The 23,078-nt window shown below is 71.3% G+C and carries 18 protein-coding genes, 3 tRNA genes and 1 pseudogene; 10 read left to right on the forward strand and 12 right to left on the reverse strand.

Translation table 11 applies throughout. The features are described from left to right. Nucleotides 1-86: 86 nt before the first annotated feature. The 4 genes from ACFT4A_RS36555 to ACFT4A_RS36570 all read right to left on the reverse strand — a co-directional run bounded on the left by ACFT4A_RS36555 (nucleotide 87) and on the right by ACFT4A_RS36570 (nucleotide 5,770). Nucleotides 87-2,015, reverse strand: a complete 1,929-nt coding sequence (locus tag ACFT4A_RS36555; RefSeq protein WP_382839331.1) for an ABC transporter ATP-binding protein — start codon at nucleotides 2,013-2,015, stop codon at nucleotides 87-89. Next, a complete protein-coding gene (locus tag ACFT4A_RS36560) occupies nucleotides 2,015-3,748 on the reverse strand; it encodes an ABC transporter ATP-binding protein (protein WP_382839333.1) in 1,734 nt (577 codons plus the stop codon). Before ACFT4A_RS36560 ends, ACFT4A_RS36555 begins: the two co-directional genes overlap by 1 nt. A gap of 109 nt (nucleotides 3,749-3,857) precedes the next feature. After that, the gene (locus ACFT4A_RS36565) at nucleotides 3,858-5,312 is read right to left on the reverse strand and encodes an FGGY-family carbohydrate kinase (RefSeq protein ID WP_382839335.1); all 1,455 of its coding nucleotides are present in this window, start codon (nucleotides 5,310-5,312) and stop codon (nucleotides 3,858-3,860) included. Between the two features lie 152 nt (nucleotides 5,313-5,464). After that, nucleotides 5,465-5,770: a YtxH domain-containing protein gene (locus ACFT4A_RS36570; RefSeq protein WP_189725003.1), complete on the reverse strand. Its 306-nt coding sequence runs from the start codon at nucleotides 5,768-5,770 to the stop codon at nucleotides 5,465-5,467. 160 nt (nucleotides 5,771-5,930) lie between these two features. Between ACFT4A_RS36570 and ACFT4A_RS36575 the strand changes: the two genes are divergently transcribed. The 4 genes and pseudogenes from ACFT4A_RS36575 to ACFT4A_RS36590 all read left to right on the forward strand — a co-directional run. After that, nucleotides 5,931-6,003 (forward strand) — tRNA-Asn (locus ACFT4A_RS36575). Nucleotides 6,004-6,008: 5 nt separating this feature from the next. Further along, nucleotides 6,009-6,081: transfer RNA gene (locus tag ACFT4A_RS36580), tRNA-Asn, on the forward strand. Nucleotides 6,082-6,271: 190 nt separating this feature from the next. Next, nucleotides 6,272-6,345 (forward strand) — tRNA-Ile (locus tag ACFT4A_RS36585). A 153-nt stretch (nucleotides 6,346-6,498) separates the two neighbouring features. Next, nucleotides 6,499-6,947: pseudogene (locus ACFT4A_RS36590) on the forward strand (sigma factor-like helix-turn-helix DNA-binding protein); the annotation flags it as partial. Nucleotides 6,948-7,023: 76 nt separating this feature from the next. Here the strand turns inward: ACFT4A_RS36590 and ACFT4A_RS36595 are convergent. Together ACFT4A_RS36595 and ACFT4A_RS36600 are read right to left on the reverse strand one after the other, a co-directional pair. Beyond that, a complete protein-coding gene (locus ACFT4A_RS36595; protein WP_382839337.1) occupies nucleotides 7,024-7,686 on the reverse strand; it encodes a DUF4232 domain-containing protein in 663 nt (220 codons plus the stop codon). Nucleotides 7,687-8,044: 358 nt separating this feature from the next. Continuing rightward, entirely contained in the window at nucleotides 8,045-9,205 is a 1,161-nt protein-coding gene (locus ACFT4A_RS36600) for an FAD-dependent oxidoreductase (protein WP_382839339.1), read from the reverse strand. A 298-nt stretch (nucleotides 9,206-9,503) separates the two neighbouring features. Between ACFT4A_RS36600 and ACFT4A_RS36605 the strand changes: the two genes are divergently transcribed. Together ACFT4A_RS36605 and ACFT4A_RS36610 are read left to right on the forward strand one after the other, a co-directional pair. Next, entirely contained in the window at nucleotides 9,504-11,357 is a 1,854-nt protein-coding gene (locus ACFT4A_RS36605) for an alpha/beta fold hydrolase (RefSeq protein ID WP_382839342.1), read from the forward strand. A gap of 222 nt (nucleotides 11,358-11,579) precedes the next feature. Next, nucleotides 11,580-12,317 (forward strand): dienelactone hydrolase family protein, encoded by a 738-nt coding sequence (locus tag ACFT4A_RS36610; RefSeq protein ID WP_382839344.1) that lies wholly within the window; start codon nucleotides 11,580-11,582, stop codon nucleotides 12,315-12,317. Nucleotides 12,318-12,327: 10 nt separating this feature from the next. Here the strand turns inward: ACFT4A_RS36610 and ACFT4A_RS36615 are convergent, their stop codons facing one another. The 3 genes from ACFT4A_RS36615 to ACFT4A_RS36625 are packed head-to-tail and all read right to left on the reverse strand — an operon-like array spanning nucleotide 12,328 to nucleotide 14,946. Beyond that, a complete protein-coding gene (locus tag ACFT4A_RS36615; RefSeq protein ID WP_382839347.1) occupies nucleotides 12,328-13,293 on the reverse strand; it encodes an alpha/beta hydrolase in 966 nt (321 codons plus the stop codon). A 26-nt stretch (nucleotides 13,294-13,319) separates the two neighbouring features. Next, nucleotides 13,320-14,300 carry a zinc-binding dehydrogenase gene (locus ACFT4A_RS36620; protein WP_382839349.1) on the reverse strand — a complete coding sequence of 327 codons (981 nt, stop codon included), beginning with the start codon at nucleotides 14,298-14,300 and terminating at the stop codon, nucleotides 13,320-13,322. Nucleotides 14,301-14,328: 28 nt separating this feature from the next. Next, nucleotides 14,329-14,946, reverse strand: a complete 618-nt coding sequence (locus ACFT4A_RS36625; RefSeq protein WP_382839352.1) for a TetR family transcriptional regulator — start codon at nucleotides 14,944-14,946, stop codon at nucleotides 14,329-14,331. A 176-nt stretch (nucleotides 14,947-15,122) separates the two neighbouring features. Here ACFT4A_RS36625 and ACFT4A_RS36630 point away from each other — a divergent pair, with 176 nt between their 5' ends. Then, nucleotides 15,123-16,616, forward strand: a complete 1,494-nt coding sequence (locus ACFT4A_RS36630) for a SpoIIE family protein phosphatase (protein WP_382839354.1) — start codon at nucleotides 15,123-15,125, stop codon at nucleotides 16,614-16,616. 86 nt (nucleotides 16,617-16,702) lie between these two features. Beyond that, entirely contained in the window at nucleotides 16,703-17,734 is a 1,032-nt protein-coding gene (locus ACFT4A_RS36635; RefSeq protein ID WP_382839356.1) for a hypothetical protein, read from the forward strand. Between the two features lie 212 nt (nucleotides 17,735-17,946). Here the strand turns inward: ACFT4A_RS36635 and uppS are convergent, their stop codons facing one another. Together uppS and ACFT4A_RS36645 are read right to left on the reverse strand one after the other, a co-directional pair. Then, nucleotides 17,947-19,683, reverse strand: a complete 1,737-nt coding sequence (gene uppS, locus ACFT4A_RS36640; protein ID WP_382839359.1) for a polyprenyl diphosphate synthase — start codon at nucleotides 19,681-19,683, stop codon at nucleotides 17,947-17,949. 136 nt (nucleotides 19,684-19,819) lie between these two features. Next, nucleotides 19,820-20,500 (reverse strand): ANTAR domain-containing protein, encoded by a 681-nt coding sequence (locus ACFT4A_RS36645; protein ID WP_382839419.1) that lies wholly within the window; start codon nucleotides 20,498-20,500, stop codon nucleotides 19,820-19,822. Between the two features lie 192 nt (nucleotides 20,501-20,692). Between ACFT4A_RS36645 and ACFT4A_RS36650 the strand changes: the two genes are divergently transcribed. Then, nucleotides 20,693-21,043 carry an STAS domain-containing protein gene (locus ACFT4A_RS36650; RefSeq protein WP_382839362.1) on the forward strand — a complete coding sequence of 117 codons (351 nt, stop codon included), beginning with the start codon at nucleotides 20,693-20,695 and terminating at the stop codon, nucleotides 21,041-21,043. Beyond that, nucleotides 21,040-21,993 carry an anti-sigma factor RsbA family regulatory protein gene (locus ACFT4A_RS36655; protein WP_382839365.1) on the forward strand — a complete coding sequence of 318 codons (954 nt, stop codon included), beginning with the start codon at nucleotides 21,040-21,042 and terminating at the stop codon, nucleotides 21,991-21,993. The genes ACFT4A_RS36650 and ACFT4A_RS36655 overlap by 4 nt, the downstream gene beginning before the upstream one ends. Before the next feature lie 15 nt (nucleotides 21,994-22,008). Here the strand turns inward: ACFT4A_RS36655 and ACFT4A_RS36660 are convergent, their stop codons facing one another. Continuing rightward, complete coding sequence (locus ACFT4A_RS36660) at nucleotides 22,009-23,046, reverse strand: rod shape-determining protein (protein WP_382839367.1); 1,038 nt, start codon at nucleotides 23,044-23,046, stop codon at nucleotides 22,009-22,011. Nucleotides 23,047-23,078: the final 32 nt, after the last annotated feature.

Raw genomic sequence — 23,078 nt, forward strand, 5'->3', positions numbered from 1 at the left:
GTTCCCCGCGCCCCTGGAGGGGCGCGAGCCGCACGTCCTCAAGGGGCGCGGGGAACTGCGCGACCAGCCACAACGGACCCGCGGCCTCAGTCCACTTCCGCCACGGCCTGCGCGAACTGCGCCTTGTACAACCGCGCATAGGCCCCGTCCGACGCCAGCAGCTCCCCGTGCGTCCCCTGCTCCACGATCGCCCCGTTCTCCATCACGAGAATCGCGTCCGCGTCCCGGATCGTCGACAACCGGTGCGCGATGACGAACGACGTCCGCCCGTGCGCCAGCTTCGCCATGGCCTTCTGAATCAGCACCTCGGTCCGCGTGTCGACCGACGACGTCGCCTCGTCCAGCACCAGGATCACCGGGTCGGACAGGAACGCCCGGGCGATGGTGATCAGCTGCTTCTCGCCCGCGCTGACCCCGGTCCCCTCGTCGTCGATCACCGTGTCGTACCCGTCCGGCAGCGTACGGATGAACCGGTCCGCGTGCGCGGCCCGGGCCGCCTCCTCGATCTCCCCCCGGGTCACCTTCCGGGCCGCCCCGTACGCGATGTTCTCCGCGATCGTGCCGCCGAACAGCCAGGTGTCCTGGAGCACCATGCCGATCCCGGCCCGCAGTTCGTCCCGGGACATCCGCGCGATGTCGACCCCGTCGAGGGTGATGCGCCCGCCCGTGACGTCGTAGAACCGCATCAGCAGATTCACCAGCGTCGTCTTGCCGGCGCCCGTCGGCCCGACGATGGCCACCGTGTGCCCGGGCTCGACCTTCAGCGACAGGTCCTCGATCAGCGGCGTGTCGGGGTCGTAGCGGAACGACACCCGCTCCAGCGCCACCAGCCCGCGCAGCTCCTCGGGCCGTACGCCCGGCACCGGATCGGCTCCCTGCTCCTCCGCGTCCAGCAGTTCGAAGACCCGCTCCGCCGAGGCGACCCCCGACTGCACCAGGTTCGCCATGGACGCGACCTGGGTCAGCGGCATCGAGAACTGCCGCGAGTACTGGATGAAGGCCTGTACGTCACCGATGGACAGCGAGCCCGAGGCGACCCGCAGCCCGCCGACGACCGCGACCAGTACGTAGTTGAGGTTCGACACGAACATCATCAGCGGCTGCATCACCCCGCTGTTGAACTGCGCCCGGAACCCGGCCTCGTACAGCTCCTCGTTCTGCTCGGCGAACTGCCTGGCCGACTCCTCCTGCCGCCCGAACACCTTCACCAGGGTGTGCCCGGTGTACATCTCCTCGATGTGCGCGTTCAGCTTGCCCGTCGTACGCCACTGCTGCACGAAGTGCGGCTGCGACCGCTTGCCCACCCGTGTGGCGATGACGAACGACAGCGGCACGGTCACCAGCGCGACCAGCGCCAGGATCCAGGAGACGTAGAACATCATCGCGAGAACGCCGATGATGGTCAGCACCGAGTTGATGAGCTGCCCCATCGACTGCTGGAGCGTCTGCCCGATGTTGTCGATGTCGTTCGTCGCCCGGGACAGCACCTCGCCGCGCTGACGCTTGTCGAAGTACGACAGCGGCAGCCGCGACAGCTTCGTCTGTACGTCCTCGCGCATCCGGAACATGGTCCGGTTCACGGCCCGGTTCACCAGCCGTGTCGCCACCGCCATCAGCAGCCCGGCCACCGCGAACACGCCCAGCGCGAGCAGCAGCACCTGCCCCACGGCCGTGAAGTCGATGCCCTGGCCCGGGGTGAAGTCGGTGCTGCGCAGCATGTCGGCGACGTCACCGTCCCCGCGCTGCCGCATGGAGTCGAGGACCTGCTCCTTGCTCGCCCCCTCCGGCATGCCCCGCCCGACGATGCCCGCGAAGACCAGGTCGGTCGCCTTGCCGAGGATCTTCGGCCCGACGACGCTGAGCCCGACGCTCAGCACCACGCACAGCAGCAGCACACAGATGGTCACCCGCTCCGGCCGGAACCGCGTGACCAGGCGTTTGCCCGACCCCTTGAAGTCCAGCGAGCGCTGGTCGGGGCCGCCCCCGGCCATCATCCGCCCCATCGGCCCGGCCATCAGGCAGCCTCCGCTTCCGTGAGCTGGGAGAGCACGATCTCCCGGTAGGTCTCGTTGTCCGCCATCAGCTCGTGATGCCGGCCGGTGCCGACGACCCGGCCCTCGTCGAGGACGACGATCCGGTCGGCATCCCGGATGGTCGCCACCCGCTGGGCGACGATCACGACGGTCGCCTCGGCGGTCTCCTGCGCCAGCGCGGCCCGCAGGGCGGCGTCCGTGGCGTAGTCGAGCGCGGAGAAGGAGTCGTCGAAGAGATAGATCTCGGGCCGCTGCACCAGCGTCCGGGCGATGGCGAGGCGCTGCCGCTGACCGCCCGACACATTCGTCCCGCCCTGGGCGATCGGCGCGTCGAGCCCGCCCTCGAGACGCTCGACGAAGTCCTTGCCCTGCGCCACCTCCAGCGCGTGCCACAGCTCCTCGTCGGTGGCGTCCGGATTGCCGTAGCGCAGGTTCGTCGCCACCGTGCCCGCGAACAGATACGGCTTCTGCGGCACCAGTCCGACGGTCCGCGCGAGCAGCACCGGATCGATCTCCGCCACCTCGACACCGTCCACGAGCACCTGCCCGTCGGTCGCGTCGAACAGCCGCGGCACCAGCCCGAGCAGTGTGGACTTGCCGCTGCCGGTCGAGCCGATGACGGCGGTCGTCTCGCCCGGCCGGGCGAGCAGGTCCACGGCCCGCAGCACCGGCTCCTCGGCCCCCGGATAGCGGAAGCCCGCCCCCCGGATCTCCAGATGCCCGTGCCGGCGCAGCTCCCGTACGGGCGCGGACGGCGGTACGACGCTGGAGGAGGTGTCCAGCACCTCCTGGATCCGCTCGGCGCACACCTCCGCGCGCGGCACCATCATGAACATGAAGGTGGCCATCATCACGGACATCACGATCTGCATCAGATAGGCCAGGAACGCCGTCAGGTCACCGATCTGCATCCCGCCGCTGTCGATGCGGTGCGCGCCGAACCACACCACCGCGATCGACGACAGGTTCACCACCGTCATGACGATCGGGAACATCAGCGCCAGCAGATTGCCTGTGCCCAGCGCGAAGTCCGTGAGATCGGTGTTGGCCTTCCGGAAGCGCTGCTGCTCGTACTCGTCCCGGACGAAGGCGCGGATCACCCGGTTGCCGGTGATCTGCTCGCGCAGCACCCGGTTCACCGTGTCCAGCCGCTCCTGCATCGCCCGGAACAGCGGGCGCAGCCGCCGCACGATCAGCGTCACGCAGATGCCCAGCACCGGCACGACCGCCACCAGCACCCCGGACAGCGGAACGTCCAGGCCGAGCGCCAGCACGATGCCGCCCACGCACATGATCGGCGCCGACACCATCAGCGTGAACGTCATCAGCGCCAGCATCTGCACCTGCTGGACGTCGTTCGTCGTACGGGTGATCAGCGTCGGCGCCCCGAAGTGACCCACCTCGCGCGCGGAGAACGACTGCACCCGGTCGAACACGGACGCCCGCACGTCCCGCCCGAGCGCCGCGGCCGTACGGGCGCCGTAGTACACGGCACCGATGTTGGTGACGACCTGGACCAGCGAGATGCCGATCATCAGGCCGCCGTAGCCCACGATGTAGCCGGTGTCACCGTTCACGACACCCTGGTCGATGATGTCCGCGTTCAGCGTGGGCAGGTAGAGCGTGGCGCAGGTCTGCAGGAACTGCAGCAGCACCAGCAGGGCTATGGGTTTCTTGTAGGGCCTGAGATAGGTCCGCAGAAGTCGTATGAGCACGCTGCTTCTCTCGGAGTGGGCGACGGGGCGGTTGGTTGCCCCTGGCCCCTATCGTCGAACACTCCACCCGCGTTACCTCAACCGAATTAACCCAACAGGGCCTCCGGGCCTACTGCCGCAGCGCTCCGGGATGCGTCTGCTCCCGCACCGCCACGAACTGCTGCCGCACCGCCTGCCCCACGGCCAGGTCCTCCCCGGGCTCCAGCACCTGGGCGACGGCGCCCTGCCAGGTCGGCGGGGTCCGCGCGTCGAGCGAGCCCTGCGACACCCCGAGCGCCCAGGCCGCCTGGCGGGCCGCGCCGATCGCGGCGTAGTCCGCGGGCTGCGGCACCACGACCTGCGTCCCGAACAGCGAGGGCGCTGCGGCCTGCACGGCGGGCAGTTCGGCGGCCGACCCGAGCAGGAAGACCCGCCGCACCTCCACGCCCCGCCCGCGCAGCACGTCCAGCGCGTCCGCGAGCCCGCACAGCATGCCCTCGAACGCGGCCCGCGCCAGATGCTCCGCCTTCATCGACTCACGCCGCAGCCCCGCCAGGGTCCCGGCGGTGTGCGGCAGATTCGGTGTCCGCTCACCCTCCAGATAGGGCAGCAGCACCAGCCCGTGCGACCCCGGCGTCGACTTCATCGCCAGGTCGGACAGGCTCTCCAGATCGGACAGCCCGAGCAGCTCGGCGGTCCCGCGCAGCGTCCGTACGGCGTTCAGCGTGGTGACGACCGGCAGGTGCATGCCGGTCGCGTCGGCCAGCGCGGTGATCATCCCGGAGCCGTCGACCAGCGCCTCGGGGTGTACGGCCATCACGGACCCGGACGCGCCCAGCGACACGACCGCGTCCCCGAGCCCGATGCCCAGCCCGAACGCCGCCGCCATGGTCTCGCCGGTCCCTACGGAGATCAGCAGCCCCTCCGGCGTCCTGCCCGCCGCGTCCGCCGGGCCGATCACCTCCGGCAGCATCGCCTGCTGCCCGAGCGCCAGCTCGACGAGATCGGTCCGGTAGCCGCCGGTCGCCGCCGACCAGTACCCGGTGCCGGACGCGCCGCCCCGGTCGGTGGTTCTTCTGACCGGCCGGCCCAGCAACTGCCACACCAGCCAGTCGTGCGCCTGCAGGAGGATCGCGGTGCGCTGCGCGTTGTCGGGCTCGGTCCGGGCGAGCCAGCGCAGCTTCGTCACCGGCTGCGCGGCCTGCGGCACACAGCCCACCGCCTGCGCCCACGCCTCACGCCCCCCGAGCGCGTCGACCAGATCGGCCGCCGCGACCTGCGTCCGCTTGTCGCTGCCGACCATCGCCGGCCGCACGGTGTTGCCCTGCGCGTCCAGCGGCACGACGGCGTTCTGCTGGGCCGACACGCCGATGGCCTGCACGCCTTCGAGGAGCCCGCCGCCCGCCGCCTCGCCCAGGGACAGCAGCCAGGCCTGCGGATCGACGTCGGACGGCCGGCCGCCGCCCTCGGGGCTCTCCACCGGATGCTGCGCATATCCCTGCCTGAGCACGGCTCCGGAGTCCGTGTCACAGACGACGATACGAGTGAAATCGGGTGAACTGTCCAACCCGGCGACTATCCCCATGGCCAAAATTCTGCCGTACCGCTGCGCTGGCCGGGGCGGTGGGCGCCGTGGGGGCCCGTGCCGGCTTCTGGGCGCGGGCCTCGTCGTGGCTGGTCGCGCCGTTCCCCGCGCCCCCTGGGTACGTGGACCCGCCCGGCACCGCAGCGGAACTGTTACGTGTTGCTCGTGCCCCAGTCGTCTTCGCCGCCGTTGTGGGTGGCGCGGTCGCGGAGGTGGCGGACCCGGTCGGCCACCGACTCGGGGACGCGGTCCCCGACCTTGTCGCTCACCACGTGGTACGCCTTGCCGGCGAACTCACGGCCCTGGTGGGCGGCCGACTCCGCGGTGTTGCGGACGGCGGGGTTCTGCGCGAACTGCTGGGCCGTCTTCTTCAGCTGCTCGTAGCGCTCGCGTCCGGCCCTCGTGCCCAGCACGTAACCCAGGACGACTCCGGCGACGAACGTGAGCCGGTAACGCATGGCGGCCACCCTTCCCTTGCGTAGGTCTCCGGTGCGGTGTCGGCGCCCCGCCGGGTACCGATTGGCGGAGCACCCCCCTGCTTGCGCTAATGTATGTGTCGCAGCGAGCAACCGCCCCCTGGCGGATACCCAGGTAGGTACGTTCGATGCAACGAGGCATTCCTCGGTAGCTCAATTGGCAGAGCAGCCGGCTGTTAACCGGCAGGTTACTGGTTCGAGTCCAGTCCGGGGAGCTCGGTCCTCCGTAGCTCAATTGGCAGAGCAGCCGGCTGTTAACCGGCAGGTTACTGGTTCGAGTCCAGTCGGGGGAGCATGGTGAACGAGGACCCCTCTCAGGGGTCCTTTTTCATGCCGGTTTCGATCTTCCGGGAACCGCGCGGAGCCCGTCGCAGTCCTCATGGTCACGAAGGCCGTGCGAAGCCGACCATCCGAAGCAGGAGATCGTATGAGCGGCTATGCTGCGGCAGACGGCGCGCACACATGTACGCGACACGCCGCTATGGGGCGGTAGCTCAGCCGGTTAGAGCAGCGGACTCATAATCCGTCGGCCGTGGGTTCGAGTCCCACCCGCCCCACTCCAGCAGAATCGTCGTGACCTGCTCAAACGAGGTTCATGACGTTACTCGGGCCACGGCATTCGCCGCACGAACCCCGCACCGACCCGCCGCAGGCTCCTTCGTATGGCTCACACGTCGCGCCGACGGCCTTGCCGGGTGGTTGTCACATGCGCCATCGCGATGCTGACCGTCCTGGAGACGCTCGGACCGGCGGAACGCGCGGTGTTCGTCCTCCGCGAGGTCTTCGACCTGCCGTACGACGAGGTCGCCGAGGCCGTGGGCAGGACGCCCGCCGCGGTTCGGCAGATCGCCCGGCGGGCCCGTCACCACATCGCCGCTCGGCAGCCACGCGTCAGCGTGAACCGGTCGGAGCACCAGGCCGTGGTGGCCGGTTCGTCGCCGCGCTGCATACCGGGCGCGTCCAGGACCTTCTGGAGATCATGGCGCCGGACGTGGTCCTCATCGCCGACGGCGGCGCTCCGGCGATCCGGGTCGACTCCGACAGCGCACGGGCCGCGGTCAGCCTCGTGATCGAGGACGGGCGCGTCACCCGGATCTGTGCGACATCAAACCCCGAGAAACTGACCCGACTCGACGAACCGACCGATCTCACCAGGTAGACCGGGTGCGGGTGTTCTGGTCTGCCCGACGCGACTGGGGATGTCCGGGTAGCGCGGCCGCCTCGCCGGCACCGGCCTACTTGGTCGTGTGCGTGGGGTAGACCTGAACATCGGTGTAGGCGCCCTTGATCTCACCCGCGCTCGCGGGCCACTTCAGGCTCACGCTGTGGGTCTCGTTGGGGGGCGTCACCAGGATGTCGGTCGGGTGCGCGAGGCTGTCGCCGGTGTTGTCGATGTCGTAGGCGAGGTTGAAGACAGCGGCGTCCCCGGGCTTCAGCGTGGTGACACGCGGCTCGGCGTGGCCGCGCTCGATGGGGTTCGAGGTGTTGTCGGCGTCCTTGATGTCGACGCCCGCGAAGCCCGTCGCCGAGCAGGTGGCCGAACCCCGGTTGATCATGGTGATGTCGATCCTGCCGGAGGCCTCGTCGGTCGCGGCGTCCCTGGCGTCGATGGCCAGGTCCTGCGTCTTGCAGAACTTGACCTTGCCGCCGGTCTCCGTCGCGCCGTTCGCGGCACCGGCGGCCTTGGTGTCCTGTCCGGAACCCGAGGAACTGTCGGAGTCCGCGCCGCTCTCCGCCTTCGAGCCGTCATCCGAGGACGAAGAAGACGAGGAGGAAGACGAGGAAGAAGAGCCCTTGGAGGACGAGTTCTTCCCGGAGTCACTGCCGCCACAGGCGGTGAGCGAGAGGGAGGCGGCGACGCCGATGGCGGCGAGGGCGGCGATGCGGGTGTACTTCACGGTGTTCCCCCAGGAGGAGCGCGGTGCGTGCGGTCTGAAGTATTTGTATCTCGCACCGAGTTACAGGCGGTCCTCCGCGAAGTCTTCGTTCTGTCACGGGCGGTCGACGCGGCAGGCCACCGGATTCCTCGGCTTCGACGACCGGCCGCGGCCCGTGGTCGGACACCAGGCGACGGTGACGTGGGCTCTGCTCCTCGTACTCGGCGAGAAACTGGGGCAACGGGATGTCGGCTGCTCTTCGCATTTCAGGCTGAGCTCCTGCTTGCAGCGGCCTGCTCTTCGTATCGACGATGACCCTGGCCGGTGCCGCGTTCAGTCGGCACCAGCGCTGGGACGGCCTCGGCGGACTGATCCAACGTCAGGAAGGCTGGACCTCGTCGAAGAGGGCGACGGCTTGGGACGGGTCCGGGCTGACGAGGCGTTCCAGGCCTGCTGTCGTGATCTTCGCCCACCTGCCGGCCCGGGCCCACATCTGTTCCTCGAAGGCGCGGACGGCTTCGTCCAGATCCGCAGGGCCGGGGGCGGCGGCGATGGACTCGGCGAGTTCGGCGCCTTCCAGCATCGCGAGGTTCGCGCCCGCTCCCAACGGGGGCATCAGGTGGGCGGCGTCGCCCAGGAGCGTCACCCCGGAGACATGGGGCCAGGTGTGGGACACGGGAAGGACGTAGAGGGGGCGGTGGACGAAAGTCGTGCCGTGGCGGAGGAGGTCGAGCACGGGGGCGGCCCAGCCGTCGAACTGGGCCAGCAGGCTTGATCGCACGGCTTCGACATCGGCCGGGCCGAGGTCCGCGGGCTGGTCCGGGGCCGTATGCCGGTCGGGGGTCGTGTGCGAGTCCAGCGGTACGCGGAACTGCGCGTACACCTTGACGTGGCCGCCGCTGTTGCGCTGGGCGACGATCGCGCGGTTCACGCCGTACACGGCCAGGGAACCGTCGCCGACCAGCCGGGCGAGGGCGGGGTGGCGGGTGTCGACGTCGTCCAGGGAGGTCTCGACCAGGGTGACGCCGGTGTACTGCGGCGTCGCGGACGAGACCGCCGGGCGGACCCGGGACCAGGCGCCGTCCGCGCCGATCACGAGGTCGAAGGTCTCCTGTCGCCCGTCCGCGCAATGGACCAGCACGCCGTCCGGGCCCTCCGGCACCACCTCCGTCACGACCCGCCCCCACTGAACCTCCAGAGGTCCGAGCAACAGGTCACGGAGTTGCCCGCGGTCGATCTCGGGATTGGCCCGGTCGCCCGGACGTGGCCGCCAGTCGCGCAGGACGGTCCCGTCCGTGTCCAGGATGCGCATGGCCTGCCCCTCGGGACGGGACAGCGCATGGAACTCCGCCAGCACCCCCGCCTTCTCCAACGCCAGCTGGCCCAGCCCCTCGTGGAGGTCCAGCGTGCCGCCGGCGGGACGGGCGTCGCGGGCTGGGTCGCGTTCGAGGACGGTGACCGGGTGGCCATGACGGTGAAGGACGCGGGCGAAGGCAAGCCCGGCGGGGCCGCTGCCGATCACGGCGATACGGGGTCTCATGTCGAAACAACGTACGGCCCTTCACCGGCAAAGGTGATGGGGTTCATCGACTCGGTCGGCACGATGATTCTCGGCCGTCCGGTTGAGCCGCGAGGTCCGCACGTCGCCGGCGGGTGCCGGGCGTGCGTGGCGTGTGGGGGGCTTCTGAGGCGTTGGGGGCGGGTGGACGTGCTTCTGTGCCCCTGTGCAGCCCTGCTGTGGTGATGGAAGGGATCAAGAGGCTGCCGGGGTCTCCGGCAGCCAGCAGGGTGCCGACCGTCGCCCCCTTCCGGTCGGCGACAGTGAGAGGACGGGCTTCGTGAGCCACCCCCAGGAAGACGACGCGATCACCGCGGTCACCACGGCGCAGCTGAGCCGGATCGCCGAGCAGGGCGTCTACGCGTCGCCCACATCGCTCGATCCGGCCGCCGCCAACCTCGCCGCGGCCCTGGTCGCGACGCTGAACGGCACGTCCGAGAAGGCGGTGCTGCCCCCTGACCTCCAGAAGCTGACGGAACAGGTCCGGCAGAAGGCGACCATCGGCTTCCCCCGCATCACCGCCGACGACGGAGTACGGCTGTCGGCGCACACGATCAAACTCAACACCGAAGAACCGCGGCCCGTGGTGATCGTGCCCTCCGGCTGGACGCCCTTCGGCTGGGCGTTGTTCGAGTACACGTACCTCCAGCTGGCGCTGCGCGGCTACCACGTGCTGGCGTACACCCCGCGTGGCATCGGCTACACCATGGGCCTCCCCGACGGCGGCTACGTCGACGCGCCGTTCACCTCCGGGGGCACGATCGACGTGGCCGGCCCCGCGGACCGGTCCGACGGCTCGACCGTCATCGACTACGCCCAGCAGCACTTCGACCCGAGCGCCATCGCCTTCCTGGGTGAGTCGTACGGCTCGGGCATCAGCCAGCTGGTCGCGGCGCACGACCCGGCGGGACGGGTGGCCGCGGTGGTCGCCCTGAGCACCTGGGGAGACCTGGCCGACAGCCTCTACCACCACGACACCCGGCACCTGGCGGCGGTGGACGCCCTGATCAACTTCACCGGAGGCCCGCTCGAGCGGAAGTTCGACGCGGCCACGCAGCAGATCCTGGCGGACTTCCGGGCCGGCCGGAACCTCGACGACGTCGTGGCATGGGGCAAGGAACGATCGCCGTCGTCGTACGTCGACCTGACCAACGCCCGCGGCGTGCCCACGTTCCTCTCCAACACCTGGCACGAGACGCTCTTCCCGGCCAACCAGGTCATCGAGCACTTCGGCCAACTGACCGTGCCCAAGCACCTGAACCTGTGGATCGGCGACCATGCCGCGCCCGAGGGCGCCGGTCTCACCGTCCCGTTCAGCGGCCCGAACGCGCCGGTCGAGGAGGCGCTCGCCTGGCTGGACCACCATGTGGGCGGGGCCGCGAACGACGTGCCCTCCTGGTCCGAGGTCCGCAGCCAGGTCATGTTCACCTACGAGACCCGGACCGATCCGGACACCGGGAAGAACGTCATCACCGTGCCGGCCGTGCGCGAGTCCAGGCAGTCCTGGGCGGACGTCACCACCTCCGTCGAACGCTGGTACCTCACCGCCTCGTCGGGCGGTCCCGACGGCGCTCTGGGGACCGCTCCGCAGACGGGCTGGGCACGGGAGTTCACCGCCGGGCAGTCGACCGACTGCACCGCCGTGGACGCCATCATCACCACCGGCCAGGCCGAGTGGAACGGCAACCCCAAGAGCTACCAGCCGGACAAGTTCGACCGCCGCAACCTCGCGGTCTTCACCAGCGACCCGATCGCGGCAAGCGGCGGCAGCGGCAGCGGCAGCGGCACCGGTGAGGCCCGTCGGATCCGGGGCATCCCCGAACTCACGCTGACCGTGCGCAGCTCCGCCGACTCCACCACCCTGGTCGCCTACCTGTACGACGTCAGCCCTGACGACACGGCCCGCATCATCACGCACGAGCCCCTCACCCTCACCGGTCTGACCCCCGGCCAGGACCGCACCAGCACCTGGAGGTTGCAGGCCGCCGGCTACGACCTGCCCGCGGACCACCGGTTGATGCTGGCCGTCACCAGCAAGGACCCCCTCTACTCCGACGCGAGCGTCGAAGGCAGCACCACCACGATCGGCTCGCCCGACGGCCGGCCCTCGTTCCTGGCTCTGCCTCTGGGGTGACTGACCGCACGGCCCCGCTCCGTGGCAGCCGGCCACGGAGCCTCCGCCAAAACCTGTTGGCGGGCCGCGTCGCCCCCTGCTACTTTCCGGGAGGCCGTGCGAGAGAACGAGGAGGTGGTACCCGTGAACGCAGTATCGACATGGGTGCTCCCCTCCGGGGTCACGGTCGGGCGATAGGTCGTCCGGGAGCGCCGTTCACGAGCGCTCCCGAAAGGCACGACCATGCGATTCACTTCCGAGCAACGCCTCGACGACGGCGTCCTCGCACGCGAATTCACCCTCGGCGAGATCCCCGGCACCCTGTGGACGCCGGGCTCTGCTGGATCTTCTGGGGCGGCACCGGCCCCGCTGGTCCTGATGGCCCACAACAATGGCCTGCCCAAGGCGCAACCCCGGCTGGTGGCCCGGGCCCGGCACTGCGCGGCGTACGGCTACGCGGTGGCCACCATCGACGCCGCCGGGTGCGGCGACCGGCCCCGTTCCGCCGCCGACGAGCAGGCCCGCGCCGACATGCGCCGGGCGATCCAGTCCGGCGAGCCGGTCGACGAGATCTTCGAGTCCTACATCGGCCCGCTGGTCGAGAAGGCGGTCCCGGACTGGCGGACCACCCTGGACGCCCTCCTCGCGCTGCCCGAGATCGGCGGCCCGGTCGGGTACTCGGGGTGGACCGCCGTCGGCATCCGGCTGGCGGTGTCCGAGCCGCGCATCGCGGCCGCCGGATTCTTCGCCGGGGGGTATGTGCCCCTGGCCCAGCGCGAGGAGGCCCGGCAGGTCACCATTCCGCTGCTGTTCCTGCTGCAGTGGGACGACGAGGGGAACCCCCGGCAGCGTGCCCTCGACCTGTTCGACGCCTTCGGTACCGAGGAGAAGACGCTGCACGCCAATCTGGGCGGGCACACCGGCACCCCGTGGTTCGAGGTGGACGACGGGAACCGGTTCTTCGACCGGCACCTGAAGTGAGCCCGGGCCGTCAGTCCAGGAGCCGCCGCAGCCAGCCGACCCGCGCGGCCGTAGCGGCGCGGGAGAGGGCGGCATCGGGCGCGTACCCCTCGAAGGCGTGGTACGCGCCCGGCCAGACGTGGAGTTCGGCCGCCGCGCCCGACTGCCAGAGGCGGGAGGCGTAGGTGACGACCTCGTCGCGGAAGGTCTCCGCGGAGCCGACGTCCAGGTAGGCCGGGGGCAGGCCCGAAAGGTCCTGTCCCCGTGCGGGCGCGGCGTACGGGGACACCTCGGGCGTGCCCCGCCGTTCGCCCAGCAGCGCCGTCCAGCCCAGTTCGTTGGCCTTGCGGTCCCAGACGCCCAGGCCCTCCATCTGGTAGGCGGACGGGGTGTCGTTGCGGTCGTCGAGCATCGGGGCGAACAGCATCTGCCCCAGCGGGCGCGGGCCCTCACGGTCCCGGGACAGCAGGGAGAGGGCCGCGGTCAGTCCGCCGCCCGCGCTGTGCCCGGCGACGACGATCCGCTCGGGATCCCCTCCGATCTCCTCGGCGTGTTCCGCCGTCCAGACCAGACCGGCGTAGACGTCCTCGACAGGCGCCGGGTGCGGATGTTCCGGCGCGAGCCGGTACTCCACCGACACCACCACCAGGTCCAGTTCGCGGGCCCAGGACGCGAAGCCGTCCATCCCCGAGCGGTTGTTCCCTACGATCATTCCGCCCCCGTGCACGTGGTAGAGAACGGGCCGACCGCCCGCGCCGGCAGCGGGTCGGCAGATCAGCAGGGAGATGTCGGGGGCGCCGTGCGGCCCCGGCACCGTTCGCTCCTCGACCGTGAAGAAGCCGTCGCGGCCGAGCTGTTCGAGAGTGGGGGCCGCGGCGTTCAGGGCCTCGCGCTGTTCGGCGAGCGTGTCATGGGTGAGCGCGAAGGAACCGGCCTCACCGGCGGCGAGCAGGGCTTCGGCGAGTTCCGGGTCGAACGGGGGCGGGAGCAGGGGCATGACGACTCCTTGGCGGTGGCGGGGCATCAGCCGCGCACGTGGACGAGCTTGCCGCGCACCCCACGGCCCGACAGCTCGACGAGCGCCGCCGGTACCTCGTCGAGAGTGACCGTGCGCGCCAGCATCGGATCGAGGCGGCCGTCGGCGGTCAGGGCGAGCAGGTCCGTCAGCATGCCGGACAGCTGCGCGAGGGCCCGTTCGTCGCCGACGGTGTACGCCGCTCCGAGCGCGATCTCGTGCACGGAGGGCGCCATTCCGAAGGGCGGTACGGCGCTCAGGTCGGGGCGTCCGGCGATGGCGGCGAGACCGCCTCCGTGCACCAGGAGGCGGAGGTTGGCGGTGGCGGAGTCGGTGCCGATGGTGTCGACCACGGCGTCCAGACCCCGGCCGTCGGTCAGCTCCCGTACGCGCGTGGGGATGTCCTCGGTGCGGAAGTCGATGACCGCTTCCGCGCCGAGTGCCTTGACGTGCTCGGTGTTGTGCGCGGCCTCGGTGGCGAACACGCGGGCGCCGGCCAGCGCGGAGAGCTGCACGGCGAAGCCGCCGACCCCGCCCGCGCCACCGGTGATCAGCACGGTGTCGCCGTTGCCGACGCCCAGGCGGCGCACCACCGCCTGATAGGCGGTCAGTCCGGCCGAGGGCAGCGCGGCCGCCGTCGCGGGTTCCAGACCGTCGGGGACGAGGGCGAGGACCGTCGCGTCGGCCAGGCTGTACTCGGCGAAGCCGCCGCGTGCGCGGATGTCACCGTGGTACGCGACGCGTTGCCCCGGGCGGACGTGCGTCACGTGCGCGCCGACGGCGTCCACGAGGCCCACGACGTCCAGGCCCAGGACGGCGGGCCACTCCCACTCCGGGATGCCGTACGCGGCACGCTGGTGGTCCGAGGGATTCAGGCCGCAGGCTTCGACCTTGACCCTCACCTGCCCGGGGCCGGGCTCGGGGGTCGGCAGGTCTGCCGGGCGCAGCGTGTCGCAGGTGCCCGGCTGGTCCAGGACCAAGGCGTGCATAAAGAGGTTCTCCTGGTGATGTAAGTGGTCAGCGCTCCGCGACGAGTGCGCGCAGGCGGGTGCAGGTGGTGCGATACGCCTCGGCGAGGGCTGACTCCTTGCCCGGTTCGTACCGCGCCGCCCAGTCGTCGAAGGCCACGCGCAGCGTGACGCTCACCGTCTCGGCCAGGAGACGGGCCCGCGGATCCAGCGGTGCGCTGCCCGTGGTCGCGGCCAGCAACCGCAGGAACCGCTCGCACTGTTCTGCTTCCCGCCGCAGGGCCGCGCTGCGCAACGCCTCGTCCTTCATGACCAGACGGCGTACGCGCACCATGCGCCGTACGACCTCGGGCCGGCCCGAGCCGAGTTCGCCGAGCACGGCGGCCACGGCCTCCTCCACGTCCCGCAGCGCCGACGTGCCCGCCACATGCCCGTCGAGCCGTGCGGTGAGCAGCGCTTCGAAGGCGCGGTTCGGGCCCAGGGCCGCGTCCTCCTTCGTCGCGAAGTACCGGAAGAAGGTGCGCTGCGACATGCCGACCCGCGCGGCGATGTCGTCCACGGTCGTGCTCTCGAACCCGCGCTGCTCGAACAGGTCGAGCGCGGCGTCCTCGATCTCGGACTCCGTGGCCAGCCGGCGGCGCTCACGAAGGTCTTTCTTGTCAGTCACTGACATGACGCTAGCAGATGTCTCTTTGTCAGTCACTGACGGGGATGGCTCGCCCTGTAGGCGCAGTGGTGTGACGCTGTGCGGACTCTTCGCCGGTGTGGGCGTGCACGCGTGGGTGGCGGAGGGGGACGATGGGATGGCGGCGGCCTGATCGGCGGCCGGAAGGAGCCTGGGGTATGGGTGCGACCGAACCCTTCCGGGGTGGGCCCGGTGCGGCGGGTGTGGTCGCGTCCACGCCGGGTGGCCTGCTGGACGTGCTGAACGTGGCGGCTGTCCTCCTCGACGCCGAGGGCAGGATCGATCTCTGGAGCCCGCAGGCCGAGATCCTTTTCGGCTACAGCGCCGAGGAGGCCCTGGGTCAGTACGCGGGGCGGCTGCTGATCGACGAGGAGCACCTCGACACGGTGCTGGCGCTGTTCGCCCAGGTCATGCGGGACGGTACGAGCTGGGCCGGGGCCGCTCCCGTCCGGCACAAGGACGGCAGTACGCGCATGGTGGAGTTCCGCAACATGCGGCTGCAGGACGACCAGCGCGACTTCTGGGCGCTGGGTCTGGCCACCGACCAGGCGACCCTGCGGCAGGTGGAGCGGAACCTGGCCCTGTCCGCACAGCTGGTGTCCCAGTCACCGATCGGACTGGGCATGCTGGACACCGAGCTCCGGTACATCTCCGTGAACCCCGCGGAGGAACGGATGAACGGCATGCCGGCCGCCGAGCACATCGGCCGCCACATCCACGAGGTGCTGCCCTTCGTGGACGAGTCCTTCGAAGCCGCCATGCGTGAGGTTCTGGCGTCCGGGACACCGGTCGTGGACCAGTACACCGTCGGCCGTACGGCGGCCGACCCGGACCACGATCACGCCTGGTCGATCTCCTTCTACCGGCTCGAGTCCCCCAACGGGAAAGTGCTGGGAGTGGCCACCTCCAGCGTCGACGTCACCGACCGGCATCGCGCCGTGGAGGAACAGCGCCGCATCGCCCTCACCCTCCAGCGCAGCCTGCTGCCCCATCCTCCGCCACAGCGACCCGGCCTCGACGTCGCCTGCCGCTACCGCCCCGCGCAGGCCGCCATCGAGATCGGCGGCGACTGGTTCGACGTCATCCCCCTGAACGGCGACAAGACCGCCCTCGTCGTCGGCGACGTCATGGGCAGCGGCGTCACGGCCGCGGCCACCATGGGACAGCTGCGCACCGCCACCAGAACCCTGGCCGATCTCGATCTGCCCGCCGACCAGGTCCTGCACCACCTCGACCACATCACGGACGGCATCGACACCATCGCCACCTGCGTCTACGCCGTCTTCGACCCCCACGCCGCGCGCTGCCACATCTCCCTCGCCGGGCATCTGCCGCCCGTCCTCCTCCGCCCGGACGGCACACGCGAGCTGCTCGACATGCCCACCGGCGCGCCCCTGGGAGGCTGCGGCATTCCCTTCGACTCCACGTCCATCGGCTTCGGACCGGGGGACCAGCTCGTCCTCTACACCGACGGCCTCGTCGAGACCCGCGACCAGCCGATCGACGTCCGCCTGGACGCCCTCCTCGATGTCCTCGACGACCCCGACCGCTCCCTCGACGCGACCTGCGACCTGCTTCTGCACTCCCTGCGCGCCGAGGGAGACCACGACGACGTGGCTCTGCTCATCGCCCGGGCCAAGGCGGAGGCGTGACCCCGCGCGGACGGTACTGACCGCGCGTAGATGACCAAAAGGGATCAAAATGGTCGAAAGGTATGCCAAAACGCGGAGGCGTGGCGATGGGTGGCAACGCCGAGAACGATGAGGACTCCGTCGAGGAGTACGACGACGAGTACGTCGATCCCGAGGCTTACGACGAGGAGGAGGACGAGGAGGACGCGGTCGGGGGGAGCCCTGATGTGTACCTCGATGTTCCGATCCTGAAGGTCGACGAGATCGACCTGGACGTCGAGGATCTGCGGGCACATGTCTCGTTGCAGGCCGAGGTGCTGGATCTGCTCAAACTGAACGTGGGCGCCGACGTCACGCTCGGCCGGGTGCATCTGGGTATCTCGGGCGTCGAGGCCCAGGCCCAGCTCAAGGTGCGGCTCCATCACGTCGCGAAGATCATCGACCGCGTGCTCACCACGCTCGACCGCAACCCGGAGATCCTCCACGAGCTGGCGCGTGGCGTCGGCTCCGCCGTGCAGGACGTCGGCGGCGGAGCCCGTCAGGCCGTGGGGGAGCTGGGTACGGGAGCCGGAGCCGCCGTCAGGGACGTGGGTCAGGGCGCGGGGGCCGCCGTAGAGGACGTGGGCCAGGGTGCCGGGGCTGCTGTTCAGGACGTGGGCAAGGGCGTCGGCTCCGTGGCACAGGATGTCGGTGAGGGAGCCGGGAAGGCTGTTCAGGACGTGGGCGGTGGTGCCGGGCGCGCGGTGGAGGGCGTCGGGCAGGAGGCGGGCCGGGCCGTCGGAGACGCCGGCGAGGCAGTGGGCGGCACCGCCGGGAGCGTGGCCGAACAGGCCACGGGTGCGACGGAAGCGGCAACGGAAGCGGCAGGTGACACGGTACGGGGCAGCGGCCAGGCCGTTGCGGGCGCCGCGGAGACGGCGAAGGACACCGCGGAGACGGCGAAGGGCACCGCGGAAGGGGCCGAGCCGGCCGAGCCGCGTGCGGCCCGTGATGGCGCGGAGGAGGAGCAGGGGCGGCCTGGCCGGAGTCAGAGTGGCACCCGCAAGCGCCGGGTGCGGGGAGAGGACGGAAAGCTGCCGCCGAGGTCCGGTCGCCCGCGTGCCGCCAAGAAGCCCGAGGAACCGGAGGAGCCGCCCTGAACGGGGGACATCTCGTTCCGGTCGACCGTCCACGCCGACCGGCTCCGCTTCACGGAGGAACCCCGGACAGCCGTTCGCTTCACCGGCACCGGGAAGCGGAAGTCGACGAGCCACGGTGACCGCACCCACCTGCCGGACCCGGTCGTCCCCGGTAGGGACTACGAGGACGTCACCGTCGTCTACCGCCTCGTGACGGGGATGCCCTGTTCCGGCTAGGCCGAGGTGGCCGGAGTCGTGCCGTGGCGGCGTTGGCGGTGGGTGTAGGTGGTGACGGCCTGCCAGAGGTCGCGGCGGTCGGTGTCGGGCCAGAGGCCAGGGGTGAAGTGCAGTTCGGCGTAGGCCGTGTGCCAGGGCAGGAAGTTGGAGACGCGGTGTTCGCCGCCCGTGCGCCAGAGCAGGTCCACGTCCGGCAGGTCCGGGCGGGGCAGGTGCCGGGCGAAGTCGTCCTCGGTGATCAGGTCCGGATCCAGGTGGCCTGCTCGGGTGCGGCGGGCCAGGGCGGCGGCCGTTCGGGTGATCTCGTCCCGGCCGCCGTAGTCGATGCACATCGTCAGCGTCAGGCCCGTGCGGGTGCGGGTGGTGCGCTCCCGGAGGTGGAGCAGGTCCACCAGGTCGGGCGGCAGACGGCCGGCGCGGCCGTGCCAGCCCAGCCGGACGTCGAGGTCGCGGAAGGGGTCTTCGACCAGTTCACGGCGCAGGAGGTCGACGATCGCGTCGACCTCTTCGGCGTCGCGGTGCCAGTTCTCGGTGGAGAAGGTGTACAGGGTCAGGTGGCGCAGGCCGAGCTCCAGGGCACCGTGGACCACCTCGCGGACGGCGGTGGCACCGGCGCGATGGCCCTCGTGGCGGGGGAGGCCCCGCTGCTGGGCCCAGCGGCCGTTGCCGTCCATGATCACGGCGACATGGGCGGGCAGATGGGTGGGTGCGATCTCCGGTGACCGCTCGCCGGTGGGGTGGGGCGGGGGAGAGCGGAAGGTGGCGGTGCGAGGCGGGCGAGCGGGCGTGGGGCGTCTGCCGTGGTCAGGCCGGTGCGCGGGTGGCACGGTCAGCGGGGTCAGGCTCCAGGCCAGGGTCGCGCGGGCCCGGGCGGGGGCGAGGATCCGGGCGCGGGTGAGGGGTGCGGGCCGGGGCGGGGCCTGGAGGACGGCCGGCCCGGCGGTGTCGATGGCGTCGAGCTGGGCGCGCAGCAGGGCCGCCATCGTGTGCAGGACGGTGGCGGGGCCGGGGTGCATACCGCGGCAGAGGGTCTCCTGGGTCACCCACCGGCGGGCCAGGCCCGTCAGCCGCGTGACCAGGGCGGACACGGCGGGGCTCCAGCGGCGGTGCGCCAAGTCGACGGCGGACCCGGGGTGGTCGTCGAGGGCCTCGTCGGGCAGGAGCAGGTCGCCCTGGGCGAGGTCGGCGGACAGGTCGGTGAGGATGTCCGTGAGCCGTACGCCGTCGAGGAACTCCTCGTAGGTCTCCCGGGTGTCCAGCCGGAGCGCCACGGGGACGCCGGCCCGGTCGAACAGGGTGCGGACCTGGCCGAACCAGGGCAGCAGATTGTCCCGGCCCCAGGTGCGCCACTCGGCCCAGTCGGCGAAGTGCCTGCCCTCGGTGTCGTCCTGGACCTGGGTCATGGCGGCGTGCAGTTCGGACAGGTCCAGGCGCCAGCGGACCGCCGTGTGCACGAGGGCGTGGCGGATCGGGTCCGGGCTGGTGCCGGTGGGCAGTTCGCGGTGCAGGGCGGTGATCCACTCCTCGACGCGGGCGGCCCGTTCGGCGGCGGGGGCGGTGCGGTCGTCGCCCAGGTCGTCGAGGGCGTTGGCGGCCGCCCACAGCGCGTGGAGCGCCGGGCGCAGCGGGGCCGGCACCAGCTGGATCAGGGCGTACTCCGCGGGGTCCTGCCGCCTGGTCCGGAGCCGGCAGAGCCGGTAGGCCGCCCGTAGTGCCGGGTCGTCGCCGATCACCGTCCGAGCGGTGGTCGTGCGTCGGTCTGCCGGGGCTGGGGTCGCGGGAGGCACATCGCTGACAACGAGAGCGATTCGTCCAGGTATTGCGCTGATCAAGTGGGTTGCCGCGTGCCGGCCGGCCGCCTCCCCCGGGTCAGCCGTGGTGGCGGCGGGCGAGGGCCTTGTTCAGCGCCGTGCGGAGTTCGGGGGGTGGGGGAGGGCCGTCGGATTCCGCGCTGGCCGTGACCGCGGCGGCCACGTCGCGGAGCTTGGTGTTGGAGAGCTGGGACGTTTCCCGCAGGATGTGCCAGGCCTGGTCGGAGCTGCAGCCGTGGGTGGCCATGAGGATGCCGCGGGCCTGGTCGATGACCGGGCGGGAGGCGATGGCCTGGCGGAGCTGCTCGACCTCCGACTGGAGGAGGTGCAGGCGCTCCGCGCGTTCCAGGGCGACCGCCGAGGACGCGGCCGGGACGGGGTCGTGAGCCGCGGGGCGCAGCGGATCCGTGGTGTCCAGGCCCGCCAGCTCCAGGATCCGGCGCGGCTGGCCGTTCCAGTTCGTGGTCGTGACCGTCGTCGTCGCACGCTCCCGGCCGTAGTCGCCCAGGACGTCAAGGAACCGCAGTCCGGCCGTGTCCATGAAATGCACGCCCCCCATGTCCAGGTCGACCCGGGTGATCGTGGCCGGCAGCTCGGCCAGGGTTCGGGCCAGGATGTCCGCGCAGCCCTGAACGAGCTCACCACGCGGGGTGAGCTCGGCACGGTCCGCGTCGACACGGCCACTGATGACCAGGGTGTCCAGCCCTCCTGTGAGGTGTGGTGATGCCGCTGACGTCATGTCACCGCCCTGTCGTTCCTCGTCGGTCGTCATCGGTCCGAGCCGGACTGCGCAACGGTCACGTCGCCCCCCCGGTGGACGTCGGTGTGACGTGCGCCTGCCCCCCTTCCGGCGTACTACACCCGGTTCGGGGGAATGAGATTTTCCCGGACGGGTACGAGCGCTGTGGTCCGCGAGCGTGGGGAGACGGGCTTGAACACTCGATATCAGGTGCCTGCCGCCGGTCCCCGCATGCCGGGCCTGGCGGTGTTTCCGCTGGCCGGGCGGCAAGGTGTCCGGGCGGCGGGAGAAGTCGGCCTGACGACCCGCGCGATCTGGGAAGGCGTACTGGAGCAGGCCGTTCGCGAGGATGAGGACGTGTACTACCTGGAGCTGTCCGACGTGACGTTCGTCGACGTGGCGGGCGCCGGCGCGCTCGCGGCCGCGGCCGGGCAGCTCCGGGACGGCCGCAGGTTCGTCGTGCGCCGGCCGCCGCCGGCCCTGCGACGGACGCTGGACCTGCTGTGGCCCGACCAGGAAGGGATCGAGGTGTCGACGTCATGACCACTGCCGTCACCGAGCCCTTCGGACCCCTCGACCCCTTTGTCCACCCTGCGCTCTTCTACCGGGACGAGCAGGAGTACCTCGACGGCACCGTGCCCTTCGTACGTGACGGCCTCGCGGCCGGCGAACCCGTGGCGGTCGCCGTGCCCGGCAAGAACCTCGCGCTGATCCGGGACGTCCTGGGCGAGGCCGCGGCCGCCGTGAAGTTCCTGGACATGCGGGAGGCCGGGCGCAACCCCGGGCGGATCATCCCGGGCGTGCTCCGCGCGTTCGCCGACGCCCAGCCCTCCGGCCGCCGGGTGCGGATCATCGGCGAGCCCGTCTGGGCCGGGCGCTCCGCCACCGAGTACCCCGCCTGCGCCCAGCACGAGGCGCTCATCAACGCGGCCTTCCGGGGCCGTACGGCGACCATCCTGTGTCCGTACGACGCCGAGCAGCTGCCCGAACACGTCCTCGCCGACGCGTACGCCACCCACCCCACCGTCATCCCCGCCGGCTCCCGGGCGGAGCAGGACAGCGACGCGTACGCCCCCTGGTCCGTCGTCGACCGCTACAACGAGCCGCTGCCGCCCGTGCCGGACGCGCTGACGTTCCCCTTCGACTCCGACTCGCTCTCCCCGGCCCGGCACGTGGCCGTCGGTGAGGCGGCGCGGCTCGGTCTCACCGGCGTCAAGCTGGACGACCTGGCCCTCGCCACGGCCGAGCTCACCACGAACAGCGTGGTGCACGGCGGTGGTTCGGGTGTGCTGCGGATGTGGACCGAGGACGGGTACGTGGTGTGCGAGGTGCGCGACGAGGGACGGCTCGCCGATGTCCTGGCCGGGCGCCGGCCCGTCCCTCGCGACCAGCGCGGGGGGCGCGGGATCCTGCTGGTCAACCTGATCGCCGACCTGGTGCGGGTGCACCGGGGCGACGGCGGTACGACCGTGCGCTGCTGGTTCGTTCGCTGAGGGCCCCGGGGCGGCTCAGGCGCCCAGCGGATCCAGCGCCAGCGGTTCGATCTTGCCCTCCAGCATGGCGCCGAGGCCCTGTACCGCGCACACGTCCGGGCGCTCGGCGATGCGCACGGGCATCCCGGTCGCCTCGCGGAGCATCTCGTCCAGGCCCGGCAGCAGCGCACTGCCGCCGACCATCATGATGCCCCGTTCGCCCAGGTCGGCGACCAGATCGGGCGGACAGTCCCGGAGCACCTTGCCGATGCCGTCGAGGATGGCGGTGAGCGGCGTCTGGATGGCGTCCCGTACGGCGGCGGTGTCGACCAGGACCGAGCGGGCCAGGCCGGTGGCGACGTCCCGGCCGTGGATCTCCGTCGAGGCCGGGCCGTGCGGGGTGAGGCCGTTGCCGGACAGGGCCAGCTGCAACGGCCGCACCGACTGGCTCGGCAGCATCAGCTCGTGCTCGTGCCGCAGGTGCTGCACGATCGCGTGGTCGACGGCCTCGCCGCCCACCGGGATGCGCTCGGCGGTGACGATCGCGCCCAGGGACAGCACGGCCACCTGGGTGGCCGCCGCCCCGCACACCATGATCATCGTTGCCTCGGGCTGCTCCACGGGCAGCCCGCAGCCGACGGCGGCGGCGATCAGTGTGTCGACCAGCTCCACCCGGCGGGCCCCGAGCCCTACCAGGGTCTCGATCGCGGCGCGCTGGGCCAGCGGGTCGGCGTCGTGCGGGGTGCAGGCCGCGGCGCGCAGGATCGGCTTGCGGCGCAGACTGCGGCGCATCTTGTCGCCGAGCAGGTGCCGCAGCATGCGCTGGGCCATCTCGATGTCCACGACCGTGCCGCCGGAGACCGGCCGCACCACCCGGATGTAGTGCGGCGTACGGCCCGTCATCTTCTCGGCGAGCTCGCCGACCGCGATCAGGGCGCCGGTGCGGGTGTTCACGGCGGCGGCGGACGGCTGGTCGACGACGAGCCCGGCGCCCTTGACGTAGACGCGGGTGCGGGCCGCCCCCAGGTCGACGGCGAAGTGGCAGCGGCGCAACTGCTCCAGACTGGCGGTCATGGCAGGTCCTCCCGAGAGCACAGACCGTGGAG

The sequence above is a fragment of the Streptomyces sp. NPDC057099 genome (assembly GCF_042671245.1).
GTDB classification, from domain to species: domain Bacteria; phylum Actinomycetota; class Actinomycetes; order Streptomycetales; family Streptomycetaceae; genus Streptomyces; species Streptomyces purpurascens.